Source organism: Chryseobacterium oryctis (genome assembly GCF_025971925.1).
Taxonomy (GTDB): Bacteria; Bacteroidota; Bacteroidia; order Flavobacteriales; family Weeksellaceae; genus Chryseobacterium; species Chryseobacterium oryctis.
In genome coordinates this window covers 312,801-337,858 of the sequence record NZ_JAPDHV010000002.1, presented here as the reverse complement: position 1 = coordinate 337,858, position 25,058 = coordinate 312,801, and the positions used below count along the sequence as shown (strand labels likewise).

Below are 25,058 nucleotides of genomic sequence, written 5' to 3'. Positions count from 1 at the left end.
ATTAATCTTTAAATATTTGATTTTCTTGTTCTTGTACTCTTATGAATGTTGTTCTTTTTGATAATTCTTTCAACTTTGAAGCACCAACATAAGTACACGTGGAACGAACTCCCCCTAAAATATCTTTTACGGTTTCTGAAACAGAACCTTTGTATTCAACTTTTACAGTCTTTCCTTCAGAAGCTCTGTACTCAGCAACACCTCCGGAATGTTTATCCATTGCGGTTTTGGAGCTCATTCCATAAAATAAACGATATTTCTTGCCATTTTCTTCGATGATTTCTCCTCCACTTTCATCATGACCGGCAAACATTCCTCCTAACATTACAAAATCGGCGCCTCCTCCAAATGCTTTGGCAACATCTCCGGGAACTTTACAGCCTCCATCTGCTATAATTTGCCCTCCTAAACCATGTGCAGCATCAGCACATTCTATAATTGCTGAAAGCTGAGGATACCCAACTCCTGTTTTTACACGGGTTGTACATACAGAACCCGGACCAATACCTACTTTTATAATATCTGCACCTGCTAAAAGAAGCTCTTCAACCATTTCTCCTGTGACTACATTTCCGGCAATAATAATTTTATCAGGGAAATTGGCTCTTGTTCTTTTCACAAATTCTACAAAATGTTCAGAATAACCATTGGCTACATCTATGCAAAGAAAATCGATTTTTGGGTGTTTTTCGAGGATGTTTTTTATTTTTTCTTCATCCGATTTTCCTGTACCTGTGCTTAAAGCAATGTATTGATGAATGCTTTCTGGCTGATTTTCTAAAAAAGCTGTCCATTCTTCAACAGTATAATGTTTGTGAATCGCTGTAATGATTTTATCTTTTGCAAGTTCTACTGCCATTTCAAAAGTACCGACTGTATCCATATTGGCAGCAATAATGGGAGTGCCTTTCCATTTTTTTTTGGTATGCTTGAATATAAATTCTCTTTCTAAATCAACTTCTGAACGGGATTTAAGAGTGGAACGTTTCGGACGAAACATTACGTCCTTAAACCCTAATTTTATATCATATTCTATTCGCATTTTGATAAATAATTTTAATTGTTTCTTAAATAAAATTAGCAAATAATATGAAATATCTTACTTTTGAGGGTATGGATTTTCCTGTTACTTTTCAGATTTTTGGTAAAACCATTCTTGCACATCCGCTTTTTGAGGCAATAGGGATGTTTATAGGAATGCGCTATTATTTTTATTTGAAAAGAAAATCTAAAGAAAAACTTCCTTTTAATATTTCTATTTCTGTTTTAATAGGTGCAACAGCTGGAGCTTTATTGGGGTCTAAATTGATAGGAAATCTTGAAAATCCGTTTAAACTTTTTGAGAGTTTTGATATTGCAGCCATTTGGTCTAATAATACCATTGTTGGAGGGTTGGCTTTCGGATTAATAGGGGTAGAGTTGGCAAAAAAAATAGTAGGGCATAAAGAAAGTACAGGAGATTTAATTGTTTTTCCTTTAATATTGGCGATGATTATCGGAAGAATTGGCTGTTTTCTCACGGGAATTTACGAAGAAACTTACGGAATTCCTACGACCTCAATCTTTGGAATGAATCTCGGGGATAATTATTTGAGGCATCCTGTTGCATTGTATGAAATAGTATTTTTAATTCTTCTTTGGATAGTTTTAAAAGTAATTCAGAAAAGAAATATTTATCCTTCGGGTTTTATATTTCAAATATTTATGTTGAGTTACTTCACGTTTAGGGTTATTTTGGATTTTATTAAACCAAGGCTAGAAATTGTAGGAAATTTGGGAACGATTCAAATAGTATGTATTTGTGTAATTATTTACTACATTTATAAAATAAAAAACACACTGCCTTCACAATATAAAAAATACCAATCATGAAATTTATAACACTTTTGGAAGTAGGCAATCTCGCAGGAGTTGTTTTAATGATTATTTTGCTAATGATCTTTGGGGCTTTATTTATTTCTGCAATAGTAGCTCTCATTGTAAAAGTTATTTATGAACTAAAAGATGGAAGAAAATTTTCGAAAAAGCAGTTTCTTCAGACCATGCTTTTGTGCTTGTTAATTTGCGGATTGATTAGCGGATATATTTGTGGAGGAGGTTTTTAAAAATTAAATATGCCGGTAAGAAATTATACATATTACGATTACACCATAAGTCTTTGTCCTGAATGTTTAAAAAGAGTAGGAGCTAAGATTATTATTGAAAATGAAGCTGTTTTTATGACGAAAAGATGTCCGGATCATGGTTTCTTTAAGACAAAAATTGCTTCTGATGTTCATTATTACAAAAATATCAGAAATTACAATAAGGCTTCTGAAATGCCTTTGCATTTTGGGACAGATGTTGAATACGGATGTCCTTATGATTGTGGTTTGTGTGTTGATCATGAACAACATAGCTGTCTTTCTATTGTTGAAGTTACCGATCGTTGTAATTTGACCTGTCCTACCTGTTATGCAATGTCATCTCCTCATTATGGAAGTCATAGAAGTTTGGAAGAGATTGAAGCAATGTTTGATGTAATTGTAAAAAATGAAGGCGAACCGGACGTTGTTCAAATAAGTGGAGGAGAACCAACGATTCATCCAGAATTTTTCAAAATAATGGATATTGCAAAATCCAAACCGATTAAACATTTGATGTTGAATACAAATGGGGTAAGAATTGCAAATGATCCTGGGTTTGCTGAAAAATTAGCAACTTATGCTCCGGAATTTGAAATTTATCTTCAGTTTGATTCTTTCAAGCCCGAGGTTTTAGAGGATTTTAGAGGAAAAGATTTAACGGATGTAAGAATGAGAGCTTTGGAGAAACTGAATACCTTAAATCTCTCTACAACGTTGGTTATTGTCCTTCAAAAAGGTAAAAATATTGATGAAATCGGTAAAATCATTGAATTTGCTTTAAAACAAAAATGTGTTCGCGGAATTACCTTTCAGCCTGTAGAAATTGCAGGAAGAAACAGAGAAGATTCTTCACATGAGAAAATTACGCTTACAGAAGTTCGTCAGGAAATTTTAAATCAGTTTCCTTTGCTGAATTCTGATGATATTATTCCTGTTCCGTGTAATCCGGATGCTTTGGCGATGGGGTATATTTTAAAATTAGAAGGCGAAACAATTCCTTTGACAAGATATATCAATCCAGCCGATTTATTGAATAATGAAACCAAAAATACTATTGTTTATGAGCAGGATGAAGGCTTAAAAATGCAGCTTATTGATATCTTTAGCACAGGTATTTCAGTAGATAAAGTAAAACCGAAAGTAAACCAATTGCTTTGTTGTTTGCCGGAAGTTTGTGCTCCGGATTTAGATTATGATAATCTCTTTAGAATCATCATTATGAATTTTATGGATGCCCATGATTTTGATGTTCGAGCTGTGAAGAAATCATGTGTTCATATCGTCAATAAAGATTTAAAACTGATTCCTTTTGAAACAATGAATCTTTTCTACAGAGATGATAAAAAGAAGTACTTGGAAGAACTCAGAAAGGAGGATAAAGTATTATTTTAAATTTTTAAAAATAAAAAGAGTGGAAAATGTTCCACTCTGTATTTTTAATTAAAAATTCATTACTTCTTCCAAAGTTTTCATGTACTCGTAAGCTGTTAAATCAAATTTTACAGGAACAATTGAAATATATCCGTTGGCTAAAGCGGTTTCATCAGCATCTTCAGATTCATCCATATTATTGAAATAACCTGTAAGCCAGTAATATTTTTTTCCGTGCGGATTTACTCTTTCATCAAAACTTTCTTCCCATTTTGCATCAGCTTGTTTACAAACTTTTATACCTTTTATTTCTTCTTTTGTAAGCTTAGGAATATTAACATTTAATACAATACCTTTCGGCATTGGATTTTCCAAAGTTCTTTTAACGATATTTTGAATATGTTCTTTAGCCTGAGAAAAGTCTGCATCCCAACTGAAATCAAGCAATGAAAATCCGATAGCAGGAATACCTTCAACTCCGGCTTCAACCGCTGCAGACATGGTTCCCGAATAAATTACATTAATTGAAGAATTTGCTCCGTGATTGATTCCGGAAACAACAATATCTGGTCTTCTTGTAAGGATTTTATCAAGTGCCATTTTTACACAGTCTACAGGAGTTCCGCTACAAGAATAGTCTTTTTGCGGACCTTCCAAATTTACTTCTTCATAACTCAAGGTAGAATTTATGGTAATAGCATGTCCTTTTCCGCTCTGTGGAGAATTGGGTGCTACTACAATTACTTCTCCTATTTCGTTCATAAAGTTTACAAGATTTCTGATACCTGGTGCTGTAATTCCATCATCATTTGTTACCAGAATAAGTGGTCTTTCCATAAAATATTTTAATTTTAACAAATATACAATTTTGTGTATTAGAAATTATTCACATAAAATTGTTTATTCGTGAATAAATTGAGAATTTGAAAAACTGTATTCTTTATTTGAAAATTTTGATACATGAAGTAATATTATTCAGGTATTTATAGATTTATTTTATAAATTTTAAATATTTATATCTCTTATAATAAAAAAATTCAAAAGTATTCGATATTTCTAAATAAGGTATTAAATTTGATAGCTTGTAACAGTTATTAGATTGTTACTACAAATTGAATAGCTGATTTATAAAAAATTAATAAAAATATATTGCCAGATTTATGTGGAAAAATTTTAAACTAAATAAATTTTTACTCTTAATTCCATTGACAAGTCTTGTTTTTTGTTTCAATTCTCCTAAGAATGACGACGAAAAGATGCAGACAATAATGGTGAGTGTGAAAAACACTCTTTCTTATATACATTACAGCCCAAAGCCTATTAATGATGCTTATTCCAAAGATGTTTATAAGCATTATTTTGAGATGGTGGATCCTGCAAAGAGATACTTCCTACAATCGGATATGGACGAATTCAGCAAGCATGAAACAAAGCTTGATGATTATATCAATATGGGAGATCTTACATTCTATAAGCTTACAATAGACAGACTTTATCAAAGAGTCGACGAAATTGATAAGATTACTCAGGATGTTTTTAGCAAACCTATTAATCTAGAAGAAGATGAGACTCTTACTTTGGAGCCAAAACTGAAAAAAGTACCGGCAAATAAGCAGGAACAATACAATGAATGGAAAAAGTTCATTAAATACAATATTCTTCAGGAGATTGAGTCAATGAACAGCAAAGAACAGGCTCAAAAAGAGAAGAAAGATTCTGTTCAAAAACATAACTTAAAAGATACTATAAAACTTCAAATTCTTACACCTGAGCAAAAAATAAAAAAAGCTACAGATGAAGTTAAAGATCTTGTAAAAGAAACATTTACGAGATTCAAGAAAAGAAAGAAGATGGATTGGTTTACAGTCTATATGAATGCTTATACAGAAGTTTTTGATCCGCATACAAACTATTATTCGCCAAAGGATAAAGAAGATTTCGACACTACTTTTAAAGGTAAAGTAATAGGAATTGGTGCCCTTATTCAGGAGAAAAAAGGGAATCTTTATCTGGGAGCATTAACAATTGGTGCTCCGGCTTGGAAATCGAAGCAACTTTCAGAAGGTGATAAAATCTTAAAAGTAAAGTCTAAACCAAAAGATGATGCTGTAAATGTTGTAGGAATGCTTTCTGATGAGGCAGTAAGGTTGATCAGAGGGGAAAAAGGAACTCCGGTTACTTTAACGGTTCAGAAAAAAGACGGAACGATAAAAGATGTTACCATGATTCGTGAAGAAGTTGCTATTGAAGATACTTTTGCAAGAAGTATTATAGTAAATTCTCCAAACGGTAAAAAATATGGCTTCATTAATTTACCAAGTTTCAATGCAGATTTTGAAGATGCTAAAGGAAGAAATGCTTCAGATGACATCAAAAACGAAATCCTTAAACTTAAAGAACAAAATATCGAAGGAATTGTGCTGGATTTAAGAAACAATGGAGGAGGATCTTTAACAGAAGTTGGTGATATTATGGGACTTTTCATGAAATCAGGTCCTTACGTTCAGGTAAAAGATGGAAACGGGAAAATTCAGACATTAAAAAATAAAAATGAAAATCCGATATGGACGGGACCGCTTGTAATTATGCAAAACGAACTTTCCGCTTCTGCTTCTGAGATTTTAGCAGGTGTAATGCAGGATTACGGTAGAGCAATGGTTATAGGTTCTCCACAGTCTTTCGGAAAAGGTACAGTTCAGACATTTGTTGATTTAAACAGATTCTTGAATACTGAAGATGATTTTGGTTCTCTAAAACTGACAATTCAGAAGTTTTATAGAATTACGGGAGAGTCAAACCAAAGAAAAGGTATTGTTTCGGATATTCAGATGAAAGACTTCTTTACATATGCTGAAATAGGGGAAAGATATGATGATTTTGCTCTTGCTTGGGACAAAATTCCTTCTACTAATTTCCAAAAGTTGAATTATTTCAATATTCAGGCACTTGAGAAAGCCAGTTCAGAGAGAATGGCAAATAACAAAAACTATCAGTTGTTATTAGAGTCTGCTCAATGGAGAGAAAAATTAGACAAAGAAGAAAGCATTACATTGAATATTAACAAGTTCAATCAGGTGATGAAGGAGAGAAAGGCTCAGATTGAGAAATTTAAGGCTTTAAGTAAATATGAGAATGGTCTTAAATTCACTATGTATCCTTCTGAGATTGAAAGAGAGAAAAAAGATGAAGTATTCAAGAAAAAATCTGAAATCTGGATAAAAGGTCTTAAAAAAGACCCTTATTTACAGGAAGCAATGAACATTGTTGCAGATATGGGTACAAAATCATAAAAATTAAAAAATAATAAAAAAACCGCAAATGAAAAATCGCGGTTTTTTTATTTGAAATAACGTAAGGTTATTTAATTTCTACACATCCAACTCTTCCCCCCGCATTTCCTGTTGGTTGAGTATGAAAATCGTCTGCTGCAGCGTGTACGATGAGACCTTTTCCGATGATATTTTTAGATTCATCTGTACAGCCAAGACACCATTTATTTGTTTTGAATGTCAAAGTTGCTACACCATTTTGGTCAGCAACAAGATTTCCTATATCTCCCATGTGAAAATGTTCGGCTCCCCATTTTCCGTGGTCATGTTTTGAAGGATTCCAGTGTCCTCCAGTAGAGGTTCCGTCTGCTGCAGAACAATCACCTTTTTCATGAATATGCACAGCATGAATTCCAGGTGTAAGATTGGTTATATCAAGTTTCATGATAACTTCCTCTCCTTTTTGAGTAAATTTTGCAGTTCCTCCTGTTTGTGTATTGCTTTTAGACAAGACTTGATACGTATTTGTCGTTCCGCAAGAAACAGCAAATAAGGTACATCCAGCCAATAAAGCTAATGTTTTACCTTTCATTTTTAAATGATTTTAAGTGATTATTAGTATAAAATTAAAAAAGATATTCCAAAGAGGGGTAAAATTTAGATTTTTTTATTCAGGAATAATAATTACCATTCAGGATTGAAAAATAACCGTTCGGTGAAAAAAAATAAGAATAAGAGTGTTTTTGCTCTTATTTTTGATTCGAAATTTAATAACAATGAAAGCTCAACAGCAAAAAATATTTTTTTTAATTTCCTTTTTAGTTTTTACATTGCAATTTGCACAGGTAAAAATTTCAGGAAAAGTAATTTTTAGAAATAAAGGGATAGGTGATGTAAATGTTACTTTAAAAGATACTTATGATGGTGCAACGACAGATACAAACGGAAATTTTTCTTTTGAAACCGTAGAAAAAGGAAGTCATTCATTAGTTTTTACACATCCGAAATATATCGATGTTGAAAAAAATATTAATATTGATAATCAGGATGTTGTAATGAATATCGATTTGAAGGAGCAGATTAGCGAAATAGATGCAGTAGTTGTTTCTGCTGGTTCTATTGAGGCAAGCGATAAAAAGAGAGCAACAGCACTTTTAACACCAATTGATATCTACACAACAGCAGGAGCAGACGGACAGATTTCTTCAGCTTTAAATTATCTTCCAGGAGTTCAGAAAGTGGGCGAAACAGAAGGATTATTCATTAGAGGAGGAACAGGTACAGAATCTAAGATTTTTATGGATGGAAGTTTGATTAATAATTACTTCTCAAATTCAGTTCCCGGAATTGCAGGAAGGGATAGATTTAACACTTCGCTTTTCAAAGGGAATATTTTTTCAAGTGGAGGATATTCAGCTTTATATGGTCAGGCTCTTTCAGGAGCTTTGATGTTGGAGAGTGTTGATTTACCGGATCAAAGTTCTTATGATTTTGGAATTTCGCCAATATTCTTAAATGCAGGATTTCAAAAGTTAGGTAATAACAAAAACAGTTCTTATGGTGCATCTTTGGGATATTCTTTGCTAAGCTTGATGCAGAAAGTATTTAGTTTTAATACAGATTTTATTGATGCCCCTCAAGGTTTGAATGGTGATTTTAATTTTAGAATCAAAACAAAATCAGGAGGTTTCTTTAAATATTACGGAATGTACGACTCTAATAAAATGGGTGTGAAAGTACCAAGCTTAGAAAATGAAGATGAATATAATTTGATAAGATTAAAAGGGAAAAATACCTATCACAACCTATCTTTTAAACAAAAATTCGGAAAATATTTACTGAATGCAGGAGCTTCTTATTCTTATAATCGTTCGAACCTTAATTTTTCGTCAGAAAAAAATAAAATAGAAGGCGAAAAATCCCAATTACTGAATGATGGAAATTATATCAACTTCAAAGCGGTTTTAGAGAGAAAAATCAATAAAATAAGCGCAATAAGAGGAGGTTTTGAGCTTAATAATACCGATGAGAAATTAAATTTTGAAGAAGTAAACAAAAATTATAAAGATTTGATATCTTCTGTTTTTTTAGAAACAGATTTAGGGTTTAGTAACCGTTTTTCGACGAAAATAGGTTTAAGAGCAGAAAATTCTTCCTATTTGAATAAAAATAATGTTGCTCCACGTTTTGCATTAGCGTATCGTTTGGCTAGAGAGTGGACAACCTCATTTGCTTACGGATTATTCTATCAAAATCCTGAAAGTAAATATATTAACTTTCCTGCCGACTTAGATTTTCAAAAATCTCAACATTATATTTTTCAGGTTCAGAGGAGCTCAGAAGGAAGAAGTTTAAGATTTGAAGCATTTTACAAAAAATATGACCAATTGATTAAAACATTCACGATTAATCCCCAGGAAAACCAAATTCAGACAGCTTTGAATAATCAAGGATATGGCTATGCAAAAGGATTGGAATTATTTTGGAGAGATAAGAAAACTTTTAAAAATATAGATTATTGGTTAAGTTATTCATTCTTGGATTCTAAAAGAGATTTTATGAATTATCCGATGAGTTTGAAACCAAATTTTGCCTCAGAACACACTGTTTCTGCAGTTGCAAAGAGATTTATCCCAGAATGGAAATTGGGTGTTAACCTTTCTTATACCTATGCAAAAGGACGTCCTTATTACGATATCACCACCAAAATGGAAGGGGACAAATTTGTAAATTTTACCCGAAACGAAGGAAGATTAAAAGATTACAAAGCGCTTAATCTGAGCTTTAATTATCTTCCGAATTTAGGAAAAAAAGATGCTAAATCTTTCACGGTTTTTGTTTTGAGTATTTCCAATATTTTAGGTTCAAAAAATGTTTACGGATACAATTTTTCACAAGACGGATCTAGAAGTTCAGCGGTTGTTCCTCCAGTAAACACATTTGCTTTTGTGGGAGTTTTTATAAGTTTTGGAGTAGATAAAACTCAAGATGCAATCAATAATAATTTGTAAAAAACAATGAGAGTTCAACTAAAAATATATCTTTGATTAAACAGAAAACAACATTAAAAAATATAGAAAAAATGAAAAAATATCTATTAACCTTTGCTTTAGGTTTTGTGAGCTTAACGTCTTTTGCTCAGAGTACTTATGAAAAAATAATGATAGAGAAAATTGCCAAATTAGAAACATGTAAATCTGTTGATGATTTTCAGGTTTTGGCAAATGATTTTGATAGAATAGGTAAAAAAGAAGTAAAAGAATGGTTGCCATCTTATTATGCTGCTTTTGCTTATATCCAGAAAGGAAGACTTCTGATGAGAGATGGAAAAATGACCGAACTTTCGGCTCAGGCAAATATTGCTGAAAAATATTTGGATCAGGCTGAAACTATTGCCGGAAAAGATAATTCTGAAATTCATTTGCTTAAAAAAATGGTGTTTTCTCTAAAAATGATGGAAAATCCTGCTGAAAGATATATGACCGACGGAATGAAAGCTATGGAAGAACTAAAATTAGCAGAAAAACTAGACCCAACCAATCCCAGAGTTACTTTAATTCAGGCAGAGGATACTTATTTCACGCCGGAGCAGTATGGTGGAAGTAAAGTAAAAGGTTTGGAGCAGTTTAAAACAGCTTTGGAAAAATTTAATGCTTTCAAACCCAAAACGACATTAGATCCAAATTGGGGAAAAGGTGAAGCTGAGTATTTTTTAAGTTTAGATTCAAAAAAATAAAAACATTCGAGATAATTTGAAAGCCTTCTTATCAAAAGAAGGTTTTTTTGTGCGATTCGGTAATGAAAATCTACTGTTCGGCAAGAAAATATTTTTAATACTTTTAATAAAAACTAATTTTGAATCAAGAAAACGGATAATGAAACGTAAAGACTTTATAACATTAATTTGGATATCATTAGCAACATCCTTGTTTTTCTTCTTTGTATTCACAGATGAGAAGAATATTGAAGGTTTTTTGTTTACAATACTTATTTCATCCATGTATTCGTTCGTTTTGGGGATAGGAAACGGGCTTCTTAATGATTTTCTGAATAAAAAATTTCCTTGGTCCGAAACCACCACAAAACGTGCTGTTATAAGCATTGTTTCTATTCTTATCATTAATATTATTTTAGTCTATTTCTGTAATTACATGAACTTTGTCGTATTCCAAAAGTCGGCAACTACGGAAGAATATTTTTCAGGAAAATACAATTATGCCAATTGGTTTACGATAAATATAGCTTTATTGATTTCTGCTTTTCTTCATGCGAAGAACTTTATGGAAGAGCTGAAAAAAACTTCCAAAAAAGAGGTTGTTGAGCAGAAATTGATTGCAAAATCTGCCAATGCACAGTTTGAAAGCCTTAAAAACCAGCTTGACCCACATTTTCTTTTCAATTCTTTAAATGTTTTAAGTTCGTTAATTGATGAAAATCCGAATCAGGCTCAGAAGTTTACTGCTTCAATGTCAAAGATTTACAGATATGTTTTGGAACAAAAAGATAAAGAATTGGTAACTGTAGAAGATGAGATAGAATTTGCCAAAACCTATTGCGATTTGCTGAAAACAAGATTTGAAGATAGTGTGGATTTTGTTTTTGATGTTAAAAAAGAAGATTACCGATTATTTGTGGTTCCTCTTTCGTTACAATTGCTTTTAGAAAACTGTATTAAACACAATTTTGCAACTTCTTCAAAACCGTTAAATATCAAAATTTTCTCTGAAAACGGAACACTTTGTATTGAGAATAATTTGCAGGTGAGAGAGCAGATAAAAGAAAGTTCGGGTATTGGCTTGGCAAATATTGTTCAGCGATATTCTTTGCTTACCAAACGAAATGTTTTTATTGAAAAATCTGAAGATTATTTTAAAGTAAAACTTCCTGTATTGGAATCTAAGCCTAATGTTATCAATATAAAAACAGAAAATAATGATATGGCTTATGAAAGAGCTCAAAAAAGAGTAAAAGAAATAAAAAGTTTCTATGGGAATCTTATTTCTTATTGTATTGTGATTCCGTTTTTGGTTATTCTAAATCTTATAACAAGCCCGAAATCGCTTTGGTTTTATTTTCCGATGTTGGGCTGGGGAATAGGTGTTGTTGCTCACGGAATGAGTGTGTTTGCGATGGGTAAAAACTGGGAAGAAAAGAAAATCAGAGAAATTTTAGAAAAACAAAACAAAAAATAAAACTTACAATCATGGAAAATATTAGTCAAAATGATATTCGATATAAAGAGGCAGAAAAAAGAGTGAAAAAAATAAAAAGTTTTTATATGTCTGTTATTATTTATGTATTTGTGAATATTTTTATTTTATTCTTGAATTACAAAGCATTAAAGGCAGAACAAACAATTTGGGAATTAAAATATTTTGCACTTCCTTTTTTCTGGGGAATGGGTTTACTTATTTACGGAATGGTAGTTTTTATTCCTGGGTTTTTCTTAGGTAAAAATTGGGAAGAAAGAAAAGTAAAACAGTTGATGGAAGACGAAAATAAGTACTAAATACAAAGAAAATAGTATAAAATTAAAATCCCGGTTCTCCATTGAGTCGGGATTTTTACAATTCAGGTGTTATTTTCTACGGTTCGGTCATATAAAATTGATTTGGGGTGGTTTTCGGGCATACATTTGTATCAATAAAACGGACAAAACAGGTTTAAAAACTTAGAAATTATGGAAACAACATTCAATACCAACGAAAATTTAGCTTATCAAAAAGCGGCAAAAAGAGTAAAAGAACTGAAAGGATTCTATGGAAATCTTACTTCTTATTGTTTGGTAATTCCTTTTTTAGCAGCTGTAAATATTCTCACAGACAGAAATTATTTATGGTTTTTCTGGCCGATGTTGGGTTGGGGAATAGGTATTGCGGCTCACGCAATTAATACTTTCGGAATAGGAAAACATTGGGAAGAAAGAAAAATCAAAGAATTGATGGAACAGGAGAGAAAAAACAACAAAACTCTTTAAATAAACTAAAATAATCTTAAAAACATATCAAAATGAACTATAACCAAGCACAACAAAGAGTAAATGACCTGAGAAAATTCTACAAGAACCTTACATGGTTCGGAATCGTAGCATTATTTATATTTTTTAACCGTGTTTTTGAAAATGGAAAGATAAATTTGTCTTTATTTCATGGGTCATTAATTTTAACAATTTGGGCAATTATTTTAGTTGTGAAAGCTGTAAAACTATTCGTCTTAGATTCTGAATGGGAGAGAAAAGTAATGCAAAAAGAAATAGAAAAGAGTAAAGAGAATTTTTAATTATAAAAACCGATAACTTTTAAGTATTTTTATTTCTGAATTTTAAAACTAAAACCGGAATTTGATGATAAAAACAGTCATTATTGAAGACGAAAAACCAGCTTTGAGAAAATTGGAGAGAATGTTGAGCGAATTTACTGATATTGAAGTTGTTGGCAAGGTAGAATCTGTAGAAGAAGGCGTTCGATGGTTTTCTGAAAATGAACAACCGCAACTTATTTTTTCGGATATTGTTTTAGGAGACGGATTATCTTTCGATATTTTTGAGAAAGTTCCGACAAAAGGTTTTATTATTTATACTACAGCTTTTGACCAATATACTTTAAAAGCATTCAAATTAAATAGTATTGATTATCTTTTGAAACCGATTTTGAATGAGGATTTGCAGAATGCAATTGATAAGTTTAAATCTTTTCTTCCTACGGATAATTCTGTTAATTCACAGGATATTAAGCAATTAATTAAGAAAGATAAAACTACGCTTTCCAGAATTTTGGTTAAGATAGGATATAACCTGAAAATTGTTCAGACGAATGAAGTAAGCTGTTTTTACAGCGAAAATAAAATCGTATATCTTCAGACGAAAGAGAGGACTTATCCGTCAGATTTTACTTTAGATGAACTTGAAGATGTATTGGATGAGAAGAAATTTTTTAGGGTAAATCGGCAGTTTATCATTAATTCAGATTATATCAAAAATATTCACACTTCACCCAACTATAAAGTTGAGTTAGAGTTTCAGCCACAAGAAGAGATTACGGTGAGTAGAGACAGGGTGAAAGATTTTAAAGATTGGTTGATTGGTTAATTATTTGTAATCTATTCTGTTAGATTCTGTGTCTTCAAGCTGTTTTATAATTGACTTGGGTATTTCATCACTGTCGATAGGGAAACTTATTGAGTCTGTTATAAAAGTCTTTCTGTCTACTTTTTGGAATATTTCGAACAGAGCAATCGGCTCTTGGTTAAAACTAATACATGTACTTATAAAATGCAATTCATGGAGCTTGTAATCTGGATTTTTAAGTTTTTCCTTGATATCTTTTATTCTTGAAATAAAATGTCTTTGGCGTATGAAAGTATTACTGTTCATGATGATAAAAACATAATCTGAATAGGCAGTTACTTTTCCAAAATATTTATGTCTGTCACCTCCGCTTCTTTCTATAAGATACTCTCCTGTAGTTTCAGACTTATAGACTTCTGTTGCAGAGCGCCAGATTCGGTTATCTTTTGCCTGCAAAGGGTTTTCAGGAAGGTTTCTGTTATAAGATTACCAACAACCAACTAAACTGTCTAAAAGCTCTGTATTTTGCTTTACATTGTGCATCTCTATTTTCAAATCATTGAAATTGAAAGTTTCAGTATTTGTATTGATAAAATCTATATAATTTGAATAACCCAACACCTTTACAATCAGACTTAGTTTTGCCAGATTGGGTTTGCTTAATATTGTGTTTTCGTTTTTGTAATATTTCTTTAGTTTATTGATTATCAAGTGTTCATATAGATAGTTTGAACCTAGTAAATCAGGTTTCTTTTTGATGTTTTTCTCAGAATTTTCAGTGATTATTAAATCATTTAGTTCTGAAACAATATAAGACCATTCCGTTTTGGTAACATCTTGCCAATGATTTTTCTTTAAAAAATGCATACTCAAAAAGTTCATCAGCTTTTCTAAATGTAGAATATCTTCTTTTTTCATCAGAATTTTATATTTAAGACTAATATAAGATTTTTTTAAGTCTCAAAAATATTTTCCCAAGACTTTTATATTTCAATAAGCAAAGATATTTGAGTAGAAATTAAAAGACAAAACAATGGAAACAAAAAAATTATTAAAAAATGATTCTCTTTGGAACAGGATTCAGAGTTTTTCCATAGATGATACTAATTCAGATTTTCCTTTCTCAAAAAAATTGGCAAAAGAAGAAAACTGGAGTTCAGGTTTTACTCAAAAAGCGATAGACGAATATAAAAAATTTGTTTATCTGTGCTGTATTCTTCCCAATGGAGCTTCGCCGAGCGAAATTGTAGATAAAGTATGGCATATGCATCTCATCTATACACAAAATTACTGGGAAAAATTTTGCCCTATTATTCTTCAACAAAAGCTTCATCATAACCCATCAAAAGGAGGTTCAGAAGAAAAATTGAAACATATAAATTGGTTTGAAGATACATTGCAAAGCTATAGGGAAATCTTTGGGCAGGAACCTCCGGAAGAAATCTGGAAGAAAAAAGAAAAATCTAAAAATAGAAGATTTTGGTTAAAAGGTGTTGGAATGCTTTCAGTTCTATCATTGTTTTTTATTTTAAATTCATGTTCAAAAGACTCAGATAACTTATTTTTTTCGGGTTTGATGGGTTTTATAATTTTTGTAGTTATTTTTTTTATTTCAGGCTCATTCAAAAATGATAAAAAAGATAAAAATAAAGGAGACGGAGATTCATGGGGAAGTTGTGGAGGAAGTTCATCAAGTTGCAGCAGCAGTTCTTGTGGAAGCAGTTGTGGTAGTGGTTGCGGAGGCTGCGGTGGTGGAGGAGATTGATATAAAAGCAAAAAATTATGAGAAAAATAATCATCCATTCAGTTCCTATAGTGATAAGTTTTGTCTGGCTTATTTTGGTGAATCATACGCTTAATCCAATTACTTTGCGAGGACCTTATTTTCTGCAGTTCTATCTCATTCTCCTTATGGGATTTTATATGTCAATTCTTGGACTAAAAACCTTAAGAGAAAAGATTTCAAAAACTACAGCTTGGATTATGATATCTATTTTCTTATTGGGAGTTATAAAATTAATAAGAGGAATTGTTTTAGGAAAACCGGTAGGTTTTTTGATTGGGATATTAGCTGTGGAATTAATTGTATTTCTGTTGTTTAAATTGGTTGAATTAAATAATAAGATGAAATGATTTTATGACAAATTATTCCAAAAATAACCCCGAAACGTTAATTGCTTCGGGATTATGTATTCTTAGTTGGTTAAATTTAATCTACGAAATCACACCGCTTCCTAAAAGTTCCTCATCAATATACCAAGCCGCAAACTGACCTTCGGCGATGGCAGATTGTGGTTCTTCAAATTCAACATAAAATGCTTCTTCAAACTGATATAAAGTTGCTTTTTGCAAAGGTTGTCTGTATCTGAATCTTGCCATTACTTCCATTGATTCACCATTTTTCAATTTTAAATCTTCGCGAACCCAGTGTAATTCAGAATTATCAATTTTTAAAGCTCTTTTTAATAACCCAGGAAACTGATGACCTTCTCCAACAAAAAGGATATTATTTTCCATATCTCTTGAGATGATAAAGCAGCTTTCTTTGTGCCCGCCAATTCCTAGTCCTTTGCTTTGTCCGATAGTGAAAAATTGAGCACCCTGATGTTTTCCAATTACTTTTCCGTCAGGTTTTTTATAATTGATTTTTCGGCTTAAAAACTCAAGTTCTTCCTGTTTTGAAGCAAATTCTGGTAATTCTTTCGCAAAAAGAGGTGAATCTTTGAAAATTTCTACAATTTCACCTTCTTTTGGAGTCAATTGCTGTTGTAAAAACTGTGGTAAACTTACTTTTCCGATAAAGCATAAGCCTTGAGAATCTTTTTTATCAGCTGTTACTAATCCTATTTCTTTGGCAATTTCTCTTACCTGTGGTTTAGTAAGTTCTCCGATAGGAAATAATGCTTTCGACAATTGATCCTGGCTCAACTGACATAAAAAATAAGATTGGTCTTTATTATTGTCTTTTCCTGCTAAAAGATGAAAAGTTTCTTTTCCGTTTTCATCAAAAGTTGAAGTTACTCTGGCATAATGCCCTGTTGCTACTTTATCTGCACCTAAAGACATTGCTGTTTTCATAAAAACGTCAAATTTTACTTCTCGGTTACATAAAACATCGGGATTTGGAGTTCTTCCTTTTTCGTATTCAGCAAACATATAATCTACAATACGCTCTTTGTAAAGATCGCTCATATCAATTACCTGAAATGGGATTCCTAATTTTTGAGCAACCATTAAAGCATCATTACTGTCTTCAATCCAAGGACATTCATCTTCCAATGTTACAGAAGCATCATTCCAGTTTCTCATAAATAATGCCACCACTTCATGACCCTGTTGTTGCAACAGATATGCTGTAACGCTAGAATCTACACCTCCGGAGAGGCCAACTACTATTTTCATTTTATTTCAATTTTACGAAACTCTTAACGGGAGTTCTTAGTTTGATTCGACAAAAATACAATTAAAAAAATTCGTAAAAAAACCATAATTTTAAGCATCGAAAAAAACAATATTATGAAAAAGGGTATTATTTCATTGGTTCTTTTAATTTCTGGTTTAGCATTTTCTCAGATTTTAGTAGGTACAACACAACAGGATAATAATAGATGGACTTTTGGAGGAGGAATTGGTTTGGGTTTTGGAAGCCAGAGTTCTTTTTATTTGCAGGCTTCCCCGAGAGTTGGTTACAGACTAACAAATGACCTTGAAGCAGGAGTAGTTGGAAGTGTTTCCTGGCAAACTTCAAATTATTATCGTTCTACAATGTTTGGGATTGGTCCTTTTGCGAACTATTATATTGCAAGGTCTTTTTATGTAGGGGCAAATCTTCAGCATTATTTCATTAATTATAAAGATAAATATTATGATTATAAAGTGAATGAAGAAGAAACTGCTTTATACTTAGGAGGAGGTTATATGCAGAGAATCGGGAATAATTCTTATATGCAAATTGGGGTAATGTACAACGTACTTTGGAAAGAAAATTCAAGTGTTTTTTCAAGTGGTTTGATTCCAAATATAGGTTTTGTAATGGGACTTTAAAATATTGATAATAAAAAAGCATCGGTTTTCCGATGCTTTTTTATTATAATTAAACTATTTATTTATGCTTGAGAAGATTTTTCAGCAGACTTTTTGGGTTTTGAAGTTTTGCCGACCAATCCGTCTTTAGCTTCATTTAGATCAAGAACTACTGTTTCTCCTTCAGATAATTGCTTGTTTACCAACATTTCTGCTAATAAATCTTCAATATATTTCTGGATAGCTCTTTTTAATGGTCTAGCTCCGAAATCTTTATCCCAGCCTTTTTCAGAAATAAAGTCCTTAGCTTCTTCAGTTAATTCAACTTTATAGCCTAATTTTTCAAGTCTGTTGTAAAGTTTACCCAATTCAAGATCAATGATTTTCTTAATATCTGTCTGCTCAAGAGAGTTGAAGATAATAATGTCATCAATTCTGTTTAAGAATTCAGGTGCAAACGCTTTTTTAAGAGCATTTTCAATCGTACTTCTGGCTCTTGTATCTGAGCTTGATTTCTTAGCGGAAGTTCCAAATCCTACACCATCTCCGAAGTCTTTAAGATCTCTTGTTCCAATGTTAGAAGTAAGGATAATAATTGTATTTCTAAAATCAATTTTTCTTCCTAAACTGTCTGTAACATGACCTTCATCCAAAATTTGAAGCAAGATATTGAATACATCGGGGTGAGCTTTTTCGATCTCATCCAAAAGAACCACTGCATAAGGTTTTCTTCTTACCGCTTCAGTTAATTGTCCACCTTCTTCATAACCTACGTATCCTGGAGGCGCACCAACCAATCTTGAAACTGCGAATTTTTCCATGTATTCACTCATATCAATTCTAATCAAAGCTTCATCAGAATCGAATAATTCACGAGCCATTACTTTAGCCAACTCAGTTTTACCAACACCAGTTGTTCCTAAGAAAATGAATGTACCGATTGGTCGGTTAGGATCTTTAAGACCTGCTCTGTTTCTTTGAATTGCTTTCACAACTTTTTTCACAGCGTCTTCCTGACCAATAACTTTTCCGTTCAGTTTATTGTCCATCTGAGCTAGTTTATCAAGCTCGTTTTTACCAACCTTCGTTACAGGAACGCCACTCATCATAGAAACAACTTCTGCGACATTTTCTTCTGTTACGGTTTCTTTTTTCTCTTTAACATCTTTATCCCATTTATCTTGAGCAGAATTTAGTTCCATTTGAAGTCTTTCTTCTTCGTCTTTCAGTTTTCTGGCTTCAAGATAATCCTGAGCTTTTACAGCTTTCTGTTTTAATTCCTTGATATCCTCAATTTTCTTTTCAAAATCAATGATTTCTGTAGGAACTTTCATGTTTTTAATATAAACACGAGACCCAGCTTCATCCATCGCATCAATTGCTTTGTCTGGTAAGAAACGGTCTGTAATATATCTTGATGTCAAATTGACACATGCTAAAATCGCTTCAGGAGTATAAATTACATTATGATGTTCTTCATACTTATCTTTAATCTGATTTAAAATCTGAACCGTTTCCTCAATAGAAGTTGGCTCAACCATCACTTTTTGGAATCTTCTTTCTAAAGCACCATCTTTTTCAATATACTGACGATACTCATCCAAAGTAGTTGCTCCGATGCATTGGATTTCTCCTCTTGCTAAAGCCGGTTTGAACATGTTTGATGCATCTAGACTTCCTGTAGAACTTCCTGCACCAACAATAGTATGAAGCTCATCAATGAAAAGAATAACATCTCTGTTTTTCTCCAACTCAGTCATGATGGCCTTCATTCTTTCTTCAAACTGACCACGATATTTTGTTCCGGCAACTAAACTTGCTAAATCTAAAGTGATAACACGTTTGTTGTAAAGAACTCTCGAAACTTTCTTCTGCTGAATTCTCAAAGCTAAACCTTCCGCAATTGCAGATTTACCAACTCCTGGTTCTCCAATAAGAAGAGGGTTGTTTTTCTTTCTACGCGATAAAATTTGAGAAACTCTTTCGATTTCCTTTTCACGACCAATTACAGGGTCTAATTTCCCGTCTCTTGCCAAAGAAGTTAAGTCTCTACCAAAGTTATCCAAAGTTGGAGTTTTGCTTTTTGCAGAACCTAAATTTCCTGTAGGTTTTCTCATTTGCTCAAAATCCTCTCTTTCATCATCATCATCATAAGCACTCATTTGTGGCGCCTGTCCTGAATTTTTAAGCATTGTTTGGTACTCTTTTGATACTCCTTCATAATCAATGTCGTAAGCTCCTAGAATATTTGAAGTAGGGTCCTCATATTTATAAAGAATGCCTAAAAGCAAATGAACGGTATTAATTTCAGAGCTTTTATATTGTCTGCACTCTAGTTCTGCACGTTTAATAGCATGATCTGCCATTTTAGTGAAAGAAATATTTGTAACCTCCTCAGAAATAGGATTAAGACTTGCTGTATTTAGAGTTTCAATTTTTCTTCTGATTTGTGTTAAATCAGCATTAAGGTTTTGAAGGATTTCTTTTGCAGAGTTTTCTGTTTTTATAATACCTAAAAGTAGATGTTCTGTATTAAGAAATTCACTTTTCAGCCTCTTCGCTTCGCTTTTGCTTTGTTTGAATACTTGGCTCAAACCTTGTGAAAACTTATAATCCATAATATATCTCATTAGAATAAAGGCAACATTGCCCCTTATTCATAATCTAAATTACAAATATTTTACCAAAAATCAATAAATGACTTTATGGCAGAAAAAATTTTATTATCTTATTGAAAATGATTAAGTTTGTAATCCTTAAATTTTTCTCCATGAATCCCGAAATTGCTACATATATCGGATATTCCGCTTCACTTTTTATTGTATTGAGTTTTATTCTAAAAGATGTAAGAAAAATAAGAATTGTCAATATGGTTGGCTGTATCTGTTTTGTGATTTACGGAATATTTAGTGGGATGCTTTGGCCGGTGATTATTCCGAACGGATTAATCTGTTTTATTCAGATCTATCACCTTCTGGCGGATAAAAAGAAGTAATGAATGACGAGCAAAAAAGTTATTATATCTGCATTCAGTAACTTATATACAGATCAACGTATTGAAAAGATTTGCCAAACATTGCATGAAAACGGATATGAAATTGAATTGATAGGAAATGATTGGGGAGGTGCGGAAAAAATGTTCCGACCTTATTCTTTTACAAGAATACACTTGGTTTCAAAAAGTCTAAAGACGGCCTATTTTGAATTTAATTGGAAGTTATATAAAGAATTAAAGAATAGGACAGATAATAATACGATTCTTTATGCCAATGATTTAGATGCTTTACTTCCGAATTATTTATTGTCAAAAAATCTGAATATTCCTTTGGTTTTTGACAGTCATGAAATTTTTTCGGAAATGCCTGCAATTCAAGGCAAAATGTCACAAAAACTTTGGAGATATTTAGAAAAGAAAATAGTTCCGAATATACAATTTATGATTACGGCAAGTTCAGGATATGCCAATTGGTTTCGAAATAAATACAGTGTAAATCCTATTGTTGTTCAAAATGCTCCCAGAAAAATAAATTCTGTTATAGAAATTCCTGAAAATAATCCTAAAATTCTTTTGTATCAAGGAGTAATTAATCCTTTTCGTGGAATTGACAAAGCTATTTTGGCTATGCATTATTTGGATAATGTAATTTTCAAAATTGCTGGTGATGGACCAAGAAAAAAAGAATATGAAGATTTGGTAATTGCAGAGAATCTTCAGGATAAAGTTCAGTTTTTAGGAAAATTATTACCTGAAGATTTAAGAAAAGTAACGTTAATGGCAGATTGTGGAATGAGCATCGAAGAGAATGGTGGTGAGAGCTATTATTATTCATTGCCGAATAAAGTTTTAGATTGTATTCAGGCAAGAGTTCCTTTGATTTTATCAAATCTTCCCGAAATGCAAAACATCAAAAGTAGATTTAATGTAGGTGAAATTATTGATAACCATCAACCCGAAAATATTTCAAAAGCCATTAAAAAAATTTTAGATAAAGGAAGAAAAGAATATCAACAGGAACTGGAAAAAGCCGCAGAAATTCTTTGTTGGGAAAATGAAGAAAAGAAACTGTTAGAAGTTTTTCAAAAAATATCTTAGGAAAAAAATAATTATAAATAGATTTCAGATTAAATCAGTGTTAAATTATCTTTTATAAATTGGTTATCTTTGCGGAAAGAAATTTTAAAATGACCATTAAAGAAAAACAGCAAGAAATAATTGATGAATTTGCGTTTCTTGAAGATTGGGAACAAAAATATGAATACATTATTGACCTTGGAAAAGAATTGAAAGGTCTTTCTGAAGATAAAAAAACTGAAGAAAATCTTATTAAAGGTTGTCAAAGTAAAGTTTGGATTGATGCAGAGTTTAAGGATGGAAAATTATTTTTTGATGCAGATTCTGATGGTATTTTACCGAAAGGAATTGTTTCACTCTTAGTTAGTATTTACAGTGGTCATTCTACTCAGGAAATTTTAGACTCTGATTTCGAATTTATTTCTGAAATAGGATTACAGGAATTTCTTTCTCCTTCTAGAGCCAACGGATTAATGGCTATGACAAAACAAATTAAGTTTTACGCTGTTGCATATCAACTCAAGACGTAGTCGTGACAAGAATTTTAGCATATCGTTTTTCGGCTTTTGGTGATGTTGCAATGACAGCTCCGGTTTTCCGTGAGTTTTTGGAACAGAATACTGATGTGGAAATTGTTATGGTTTCCAGAAATAATTTTGAAAGCTTATTTGCTGATATTCCGAATGTTATATTCAAAGGAATCAATTTGGATGATTATAAAGGTTTCTTTGGACTGAGAAGGCTGGCTAATGAATTGGTTAAAGAGTTTAATCCGGATTTGATAGCAAATCTTCACGATGTAATCAGAACAAAAATTCTGGATAAAATATACAGAAGAAGAGGGCTCAAAGTTTTTAAAATCAATAAAGGAAAGGAAGAAAAAGAGCGCCTTACAGATATTTGGAATCTTGAAAAAGTACAACTTAAAACAACCGTGGAACGTTATGCAGATGTATTCCGTGAAATGGGGTATAAGGTGCAACTTTCTCATCAATTGAGACCGGTTTCAGTGGAAAAAGCAGGGATTGGTTTTGCTCCTTTTGCCCAACATAAAGGTAAAATGCTTCCTTTAGAAAAGTCTTACGAGTTAGTAAGAGTGTTGTCTCAGAAATATACAATATATTTTTTCGGTGGAGGTAAAAAAGAAGTAGAAACATTGGAAAAATGGGAAAAAGAAATTCCAAATACTTTTAGTTTAGCAGGAAAACTTTGCCTTAAAGATGAACTTCAAAAAATTTCCGAATTAGAATTAATGATTTCGATGGATTCCGCAAATATGCATTTGGCGAGTCTTGTTGGGACGAGATGTATTTCAGTTTGGGGAGCAACACATCCTTATGCCGGGTTTTTAGGATTCGGACAGAGCGAAAAGGATGTTGTTCAGGTAAAAGATCTTACATGCAGACCTTGCTCGGTTTTTGGAGATAAAGAATGTTATCGTGGAGATTGGGCTTGTTTGGAAGAGCTTAATATTCAGAAAATTATAGATAAAATTTAAATAAGCCCTTTCATTTTTTGGAAGGGTTTATTTATGCATAAACTTATTCTTCAGTGTTATTTTTTTGAATAATATTTAGTTTTCGAAAAAAGTTTTATATTGTTGAAAACTAAATCGCTATGAAAATTATTAAAGAGTTTAATAACGGAGGAAGGCTTTTTTATGATAAAGGAAATTTTGATAAATGGTGCATTTTCTATGAATGTGAGCCTAGGGAAGTAAAAAAGTTTGCTCCAACGGATAAGTTTTATTTTAAACATTTGTTAGATTCTAGTAAAAAATATATAACAGTTTATGATGATTTGATGGATATTTTCCACAAGACAACAAATGAATTTGATGAAAAAATATTACATGATATAGAGTTTATTTGTCAAAAATATGGGGAAGATGCATTGCAAATAGAGATTACTTTTATTGTTGTTTATTGTGGGATGATTGCGGAGGAGAAAAAAGCCAATACGAAGCTAGGAAAAAGAATCAAAATGTTAGGAATTCATCAGCTTTTAAAAGAAAATTTTGGAATTGATGAAGCTGCTGACTTTAGCAGAGGCAAAGGATGGAGAATCTTAGATGAAGAATGTAAAAAATATGGATTTTGAGACTAATAATTTTTGATTAAAAGTTCTGTAATATTCCCTCTTGCTGTTCCTTTAGAATTAATACTTCTTTTTGCTAAAACCCTTTCAATGTTAAAATCTTTGTATAAATCATCAAAGTACTGATTTTCAATATCAATGTTTTTCATATCTGAATTGCTTAATAGCCAAAAAACGTCTTTTTTTTGATTGATTTTTTTACAAAAATCAGATAATCTTTCCTGTTCCGAATCAGAAAAAATTTCGAAATTATAAGAATTGAAAGAAGCTGTTTTTGTTAAAGGCTTATACGGAGGGTCGAAATAGAAAAATGTTTTTCCGTTGATGTATTTTTCCGTTTTACTATAATCGGCATTAAGAATAGTTACCTTTTTTAGAAACTTATGGATGTTTTTAAGATTTTCGAAATCATAAATTCCGGGGTTTTTGTGCTTTCCGAAAGGAACATTGAACTCATTTTTTTTGTTAACACGATACAGACCATTAAAACAAGTTTTATTCAAATAAATGAATAAAGCTGCCTGTTTGTGTTTTTCATTTATTTCTGAGTTGAATATTGCTCTGTTTTCTAAGAAAAAATCTCTTTTTTCGTCTATATTGTCAATGGAATTGTGGGTGTTTTTGAGTTTCTCCAGCTCATTAATGAAATTTTTGAAGTCATATTTAATACTTAGGTACGTGTTGACTAATTTTTCATTTTTGTCAGCAATAACAAACTTTTTGATGTTTTTGAATTGGCAACCAACTTTGAAAAGCATTGCTCCGCTTCCAATAAAAGGCTCAATATAGGTGTCGAAGGAATCAAAATCAGATGGAAGATTCCCTATCAAGGATTCCATAAGCTGAGATTTTCCGCCTGCCCATTTCAAGAAAGGTTTTATATTGCTGTTTTTCATTAATTATTCCAAAAAAAATTCCTTTAAAAAAGGAAGGAAAGAAAGATTCAAAGGTATTAAAAATGTGACATTAAATAAATACAAAAATGAAAACTTTGAACATTATAAAAATAAAAAATCTCCCAATTTCTTGAGAGA

Annotated in this window: 27 protein-coding genes; 19 read left to right on the top strand and 8 right to left on the bottom strand. The window is 31.8% G+C overall.

Annotated elements, in window-relative coordinates:
- Position 1: 1 nt before the first annotated feature.
- Entirely contained in the window at positions 2–1,042 is a 1,041-nt protein-coding gene (locus OH806_RS05340) for a GMP reductase (RefSeq protein ID WP_264742637.1), read from the bottom strand.
- 47 nt (positions 1,043–1,089) lie between these two features.
- On the opposite strand from OH806_RS05340, the gene OH806_RS05335 reads away from it, so the two are divergent.
- Genes OH806_RS05335 through OH806_RS05325 form a run of 3 tightly spaced genes read left to right on the top strand, consistent with a single transcriptional unit; the run spans position 1,090 to position 3,518 of the window.
- Complete coding sequence (locus OH806_RS05335) at positions 1,090–1,872, top strand: prolipoprotein diacylglyceryl transferase (protein WP_264742636.1); 783 nt, start codon at positions 1,090–1,092, stop codon at positions 1,870–1,872.
- Positions 1,869–2,105: a hypothetical protein gene (locus OH806_RS05330; RefSeq protein WP_264742635.1), complete on the top strand. Its 237-nt coding sequence runs from the start codon at positions 1,869–1,871 to the stop codon at positions 2,103–2,105. Before OH806_RS05335 ends, OH806_RS05330 begins: the two co-directional genes overlap by 4 nt.
- 9 nt (positions 2,106–2,114) lie before the next feature.
- A complete protein-coding gene (locus OH806_RS05325; RefSeq protein ID WP_264742634.1) occupies positions 2,115–3,518 on the top strand; it encodes a radical SAM protein in 1,404 nt (467 codons plus the stop codon).
- A gap of 48 nt (positions 3,519–3,566) precedes the next feature.
- On the opposite strand, the gene surE is transcribed toward OH806_RS05325, so the two are convergent.
- On the bottom strand, positions 3,567–4,334 hold the full coding sequence (gene surE / locus OH806_RS05320; protein ID WP_264742633.1) for a 5'/3'-nucleotidase SurE: 768 nt from the start codon (positions 4,332–4,334) through the stop codon (positions 3,567–3,569).
- 323 nt (positions 4,335–4,657) lie between these two features.
- Here surE and OH806_RS05315 point away from each other — a divergent pair, with 323 nt between their 5' ends.
- Positions 4,658–6,787 (top strand): carboxy terminal-processing peptidase, encoded by a 2,130-nt coding sequence (locus OH806_RS05315; protein ID WP_264742632.1) that lies wholly within the window; start codon positions 4,658–4,660, stop codon positions 6,785–6,787.
- A 67-nt stretch (positions 6,788–6,854) separates the two neighbouring features.
- Here OH806_RS05315 and OH806_RS05310 read toward each other — a convergent pair whose 3' ends face one another.
- Positions 6,855–7,358: a superoxide dismutase family protein gene (locus OH806_RS05310; protein WP_264742631.1), complete on the bottom strand. Its 504-nt coding sequence runs from the start codon at positions 7,356–7,358 to the stop codon at positions 6,855–6,857.
- Positions 7,359–7,542: 184 nt separating this feature from the next.
- Here OH806_RS05310 and OH806_RS05305 point away from each other — a divergent pair, with 184 nt between their 5' ends.
- From OH806_RS05305 to OH806_RS05275, 7 genes are all read left to right on the top strand, one after another.
- Positions 7,543–9,777, top strand: a complete 2,235-nt coding sequence (locus OH806_RS05305; protein WP_264742630.1) for a TonB-dependent receptor — start codon at positions 7,543–7,545, stop codon at positions 9,775–9,777.
- Positions 9,778–9,848: 71 nt separating this feature from the next.
- A complete protein-coding gene (locus OH806_RS05300) occupies positions 9,849–10,502 on the top strand; it encodes a hypothetical protein (protein ID WP_264742629.1) in 654 nt (217 codons plus the stop codon).
- Between the two features lie 139 nt (positions 10,503–10,641).
- Positions 10,642–11,958, top strand: coding sequence for a 2TM domain-containing protein (locus OH806_RS05295; RefSeq protein ID WP_264742628.1), 1,317 nt, complete (start codon positions 10,642–10,644; stop codon positions 11,956–11,958).
- Positions 11,959–11,969: 11 nt separating this feature from the next.
- The gene (locus OH806_RS05290; RefSeq protein ID WP_264742627.1) at positions 11,970–12,275 is read left to right on the top strand and encodes a 2TM domain-containing protein; all 306 of its coding nucleotides are present in this window, start codon (positions 11,970–11,972) and stop codon (positions 12,273–12,275) included.
- A gap of 171 nt (positions 12,276–12,446) precedes the next feature.
- Positions 12,447–12,743, top strand: coding sequence for a 2TM domain-containing protein (locus OH806_RS05285; RefSeq protein ID WP_264742626.1), 297 nt, complete (start codon positions 12,447–12,449; stop codon positions 12,741–12,743).
- A gap of 32 nt (positions 12,744–12,775) precedes the next feature.
- Positions 12,776–13,045: a 2TM domain-containing protein gene (locus OH806_RS05280; RefSeq protein ID WP_264742625.1), complete on the top strand. Its 270-nt coding sequence runs from the start codon at positions 12,776–12,778 to the stop codon at positions 13,043–13,045.
- A gap of 64 nt (positions 13,046–13,109) precedes the next feature.
- Complete coding sequence (locus tag OH806_RS05275) at positions 13,110–13,853, top strand: LytR/AlgR family response regulator transcription factor (protein ID WP_264742624.1); 744 nt, start codon at positions 13,110–13,112, stop codon at positions 13,851–13,853.
- Here the strand turns inward: OH806_RS05275 and OH806_RS05270 are convergent, their stop codons facing one another.
- On the bottom strand, positions 13,854–14,288 hold the full coding sequence (locus OH806_RS05270) for a hypothetical protein (protein WP_264742623.1): 435 nt from the start codon (positions 14,286–14,288) through the stop codon (positions 13,854–13,856).
- A gap of 30 nt (positions 14,289–14,318) precedes the next feature.
- Positions 14,319–14,750 carry a hypothetical protein gene (locus OH806_RS05265; RefSeq protein WP_264742622.1) on the bottom strand — a complete coding sequence of 144 codons (432 nt, stop codon included), beginning with the start codon at positions 14,748–14,750 and terminating at the stop codon, positions 14,319–14,321.
- Positions 14,751–14,865: 115 nt separating this feature from the next.
- Between OH806_RS05265 and OH806_RS05260 the strand changes: the two genes are divergently transcribed.
- Together OH806_RS05260 and OH806_RS05255 are read left to right on the top strand one after the other, a co-directional pair.
- Positions 14,866–15,597: a glycine-rich domain-containing protein gene (locus OH806_RS05260; RefSeq protein ID WP_264742621.1), complete on the top strand. Its 732-nt coding sequence runs from the start codon at positions 14,866–14,868 to the stop codon at positions 15,595–15,597.
- Between the two features lie 17 nt (positions 15,598–15,614).
- A complete protein-coding gene (locus OH806_RS05255) occupies positions 15,615–15,965 on the top strand; it encodes a hypothetical protein (protein WP_264742620.1) in 351 nt (116 codons plus the stop codon).
- Between the two features lie 81 nt (positions 15,966–16,046).
- Here OH806_RS05255 and mnmA read toward each other — a convergent pair whose 3' ends face one another.
- Positions 16,047–17,234 carry a tRNA 2-thiouridine(34) synthase MnmA gene (mnmA, locus tag OH806_RS05250; RefSeq protein ID WP_264742619.1) on the bottom strand — a complete coding sequence of 396 codons (1,188 nt, stop codon included), beginning with the start codon at positions 17,232–17,234 and terminating at the stop codon, positions 16,047–16,049.
- 114 nt (positions 17,235–17,348) lie between these two features.
- Here mnmA and OH806_RS05245 point away from each other — a divergent pair, with 114 nt between their 5' ends.
- Positions 17,349–17,876: a hypothetical protein gene (locus OH806_RS05245; protein ID WP_264742618.1), complete on the top strand. Its 528-nt coding sequence runs from the start codon at positions 17,349–17,351 to the stop codon at positions 17,874–17,876.
- Between the two features lie 62 nt (positions 17,877–17,938).
- Here OH806_RS05245 and OH806_RS05240 read toward each other — a convergent pair whose 3' ends face one another.
- Positions 17,939–20,473: an ATP-dependent Clp protease ATP-binding subunit gene (locus OH806_RS05240; protein WP_264742617.1), complete on the bottom strand. Its 2,535-nt coding sequence runs from the start codon at positions 20,471–20,473 to the stop codon at positions 17,939–17,941.
- Positions 20,474–20,625: 152 nt separating this feature from the next.
- Here OH806_RS05240 and OH806_RS05235 point away from each other — a divergent pair, with 152 nt between their 5' ends.
- The 5 genes from OH806_RS05235 to OH806_RS05215 all read left to right on the top strand — a co-directional run bounded on the left by OH806_RS05235 (position 20,626) and on the right by OH806_RS05215 (position 24,027).
- Positions 20,626–20,850: a uroporphyrinogen decarboxylase gene (locus tag OH806_RS05235; protein WP_264742616.1), complete on the top strand. Its 225-nt coding sequence runs from the start codon at positions 20,626–20,628 to the stop codon at positions 20,848–20,850.
- A 3-nt stretch (positions 20,851–20,853) separates the two neighbouring features.
- Entirely contained in the window at positions 20,854–21,948 is a 1,095-nt protein-coding gene (locus OH806_RS05230; protein ID WP_264742615.1) for a glycosyltransferase, read from the top strand.
- A gap of 89 nt (positions 21,949–22,037) precedes the next feature.
- A complete protein-coding gene (locus OH806_RS05225) occupies positions 22,038–22,457 on the top strand; it encodes a SufE family protein (protein ID WP_264742614.1) in 420 nt (139 codons plus the stop codon).
- Positions 22,458–22,459: 2 nt separating this feature from the next.
- Positions 22,460–23,425, top strand: coding sequence for a glycosyltransferase family 9 protein (locus OH806_RS05220; protein ID WP_264742613.1), 966 nt, complete (start codon positions 22,460–22,462; stop codon positions 23,423–23,425).
- 119 nt (positions 23,426–23,544) lie between these two features.
- The gene (locus tag OH806_RS05215) at positions 23,545–24,027 is read left to right on the top strand and encodes a DUF7004 family protein (protein ID WP_264742612.1); all 483 of its coding nucleotides are present in this window, start codon (positions 23,545–23,547) and stop codon (positions 24,025–24,027) included.
- A gap of 2 nt (positions 24,028–24,029) precedes the next feature.
- On the opposite strand, the gene OH806_RS05210 is transcribed toward OH806_RS05215, so the two are convergent.
- Entirely contained in the window at positions 24,030–24,920 is an 891-nt protein-coding gene (locus OH806_RS05210) for a DNA adenine methylase (protein ID WP_264742611.1), read from the bottom strand.
- Positions 24,921–25,058 lie beyond the last annotated feature (138 nt).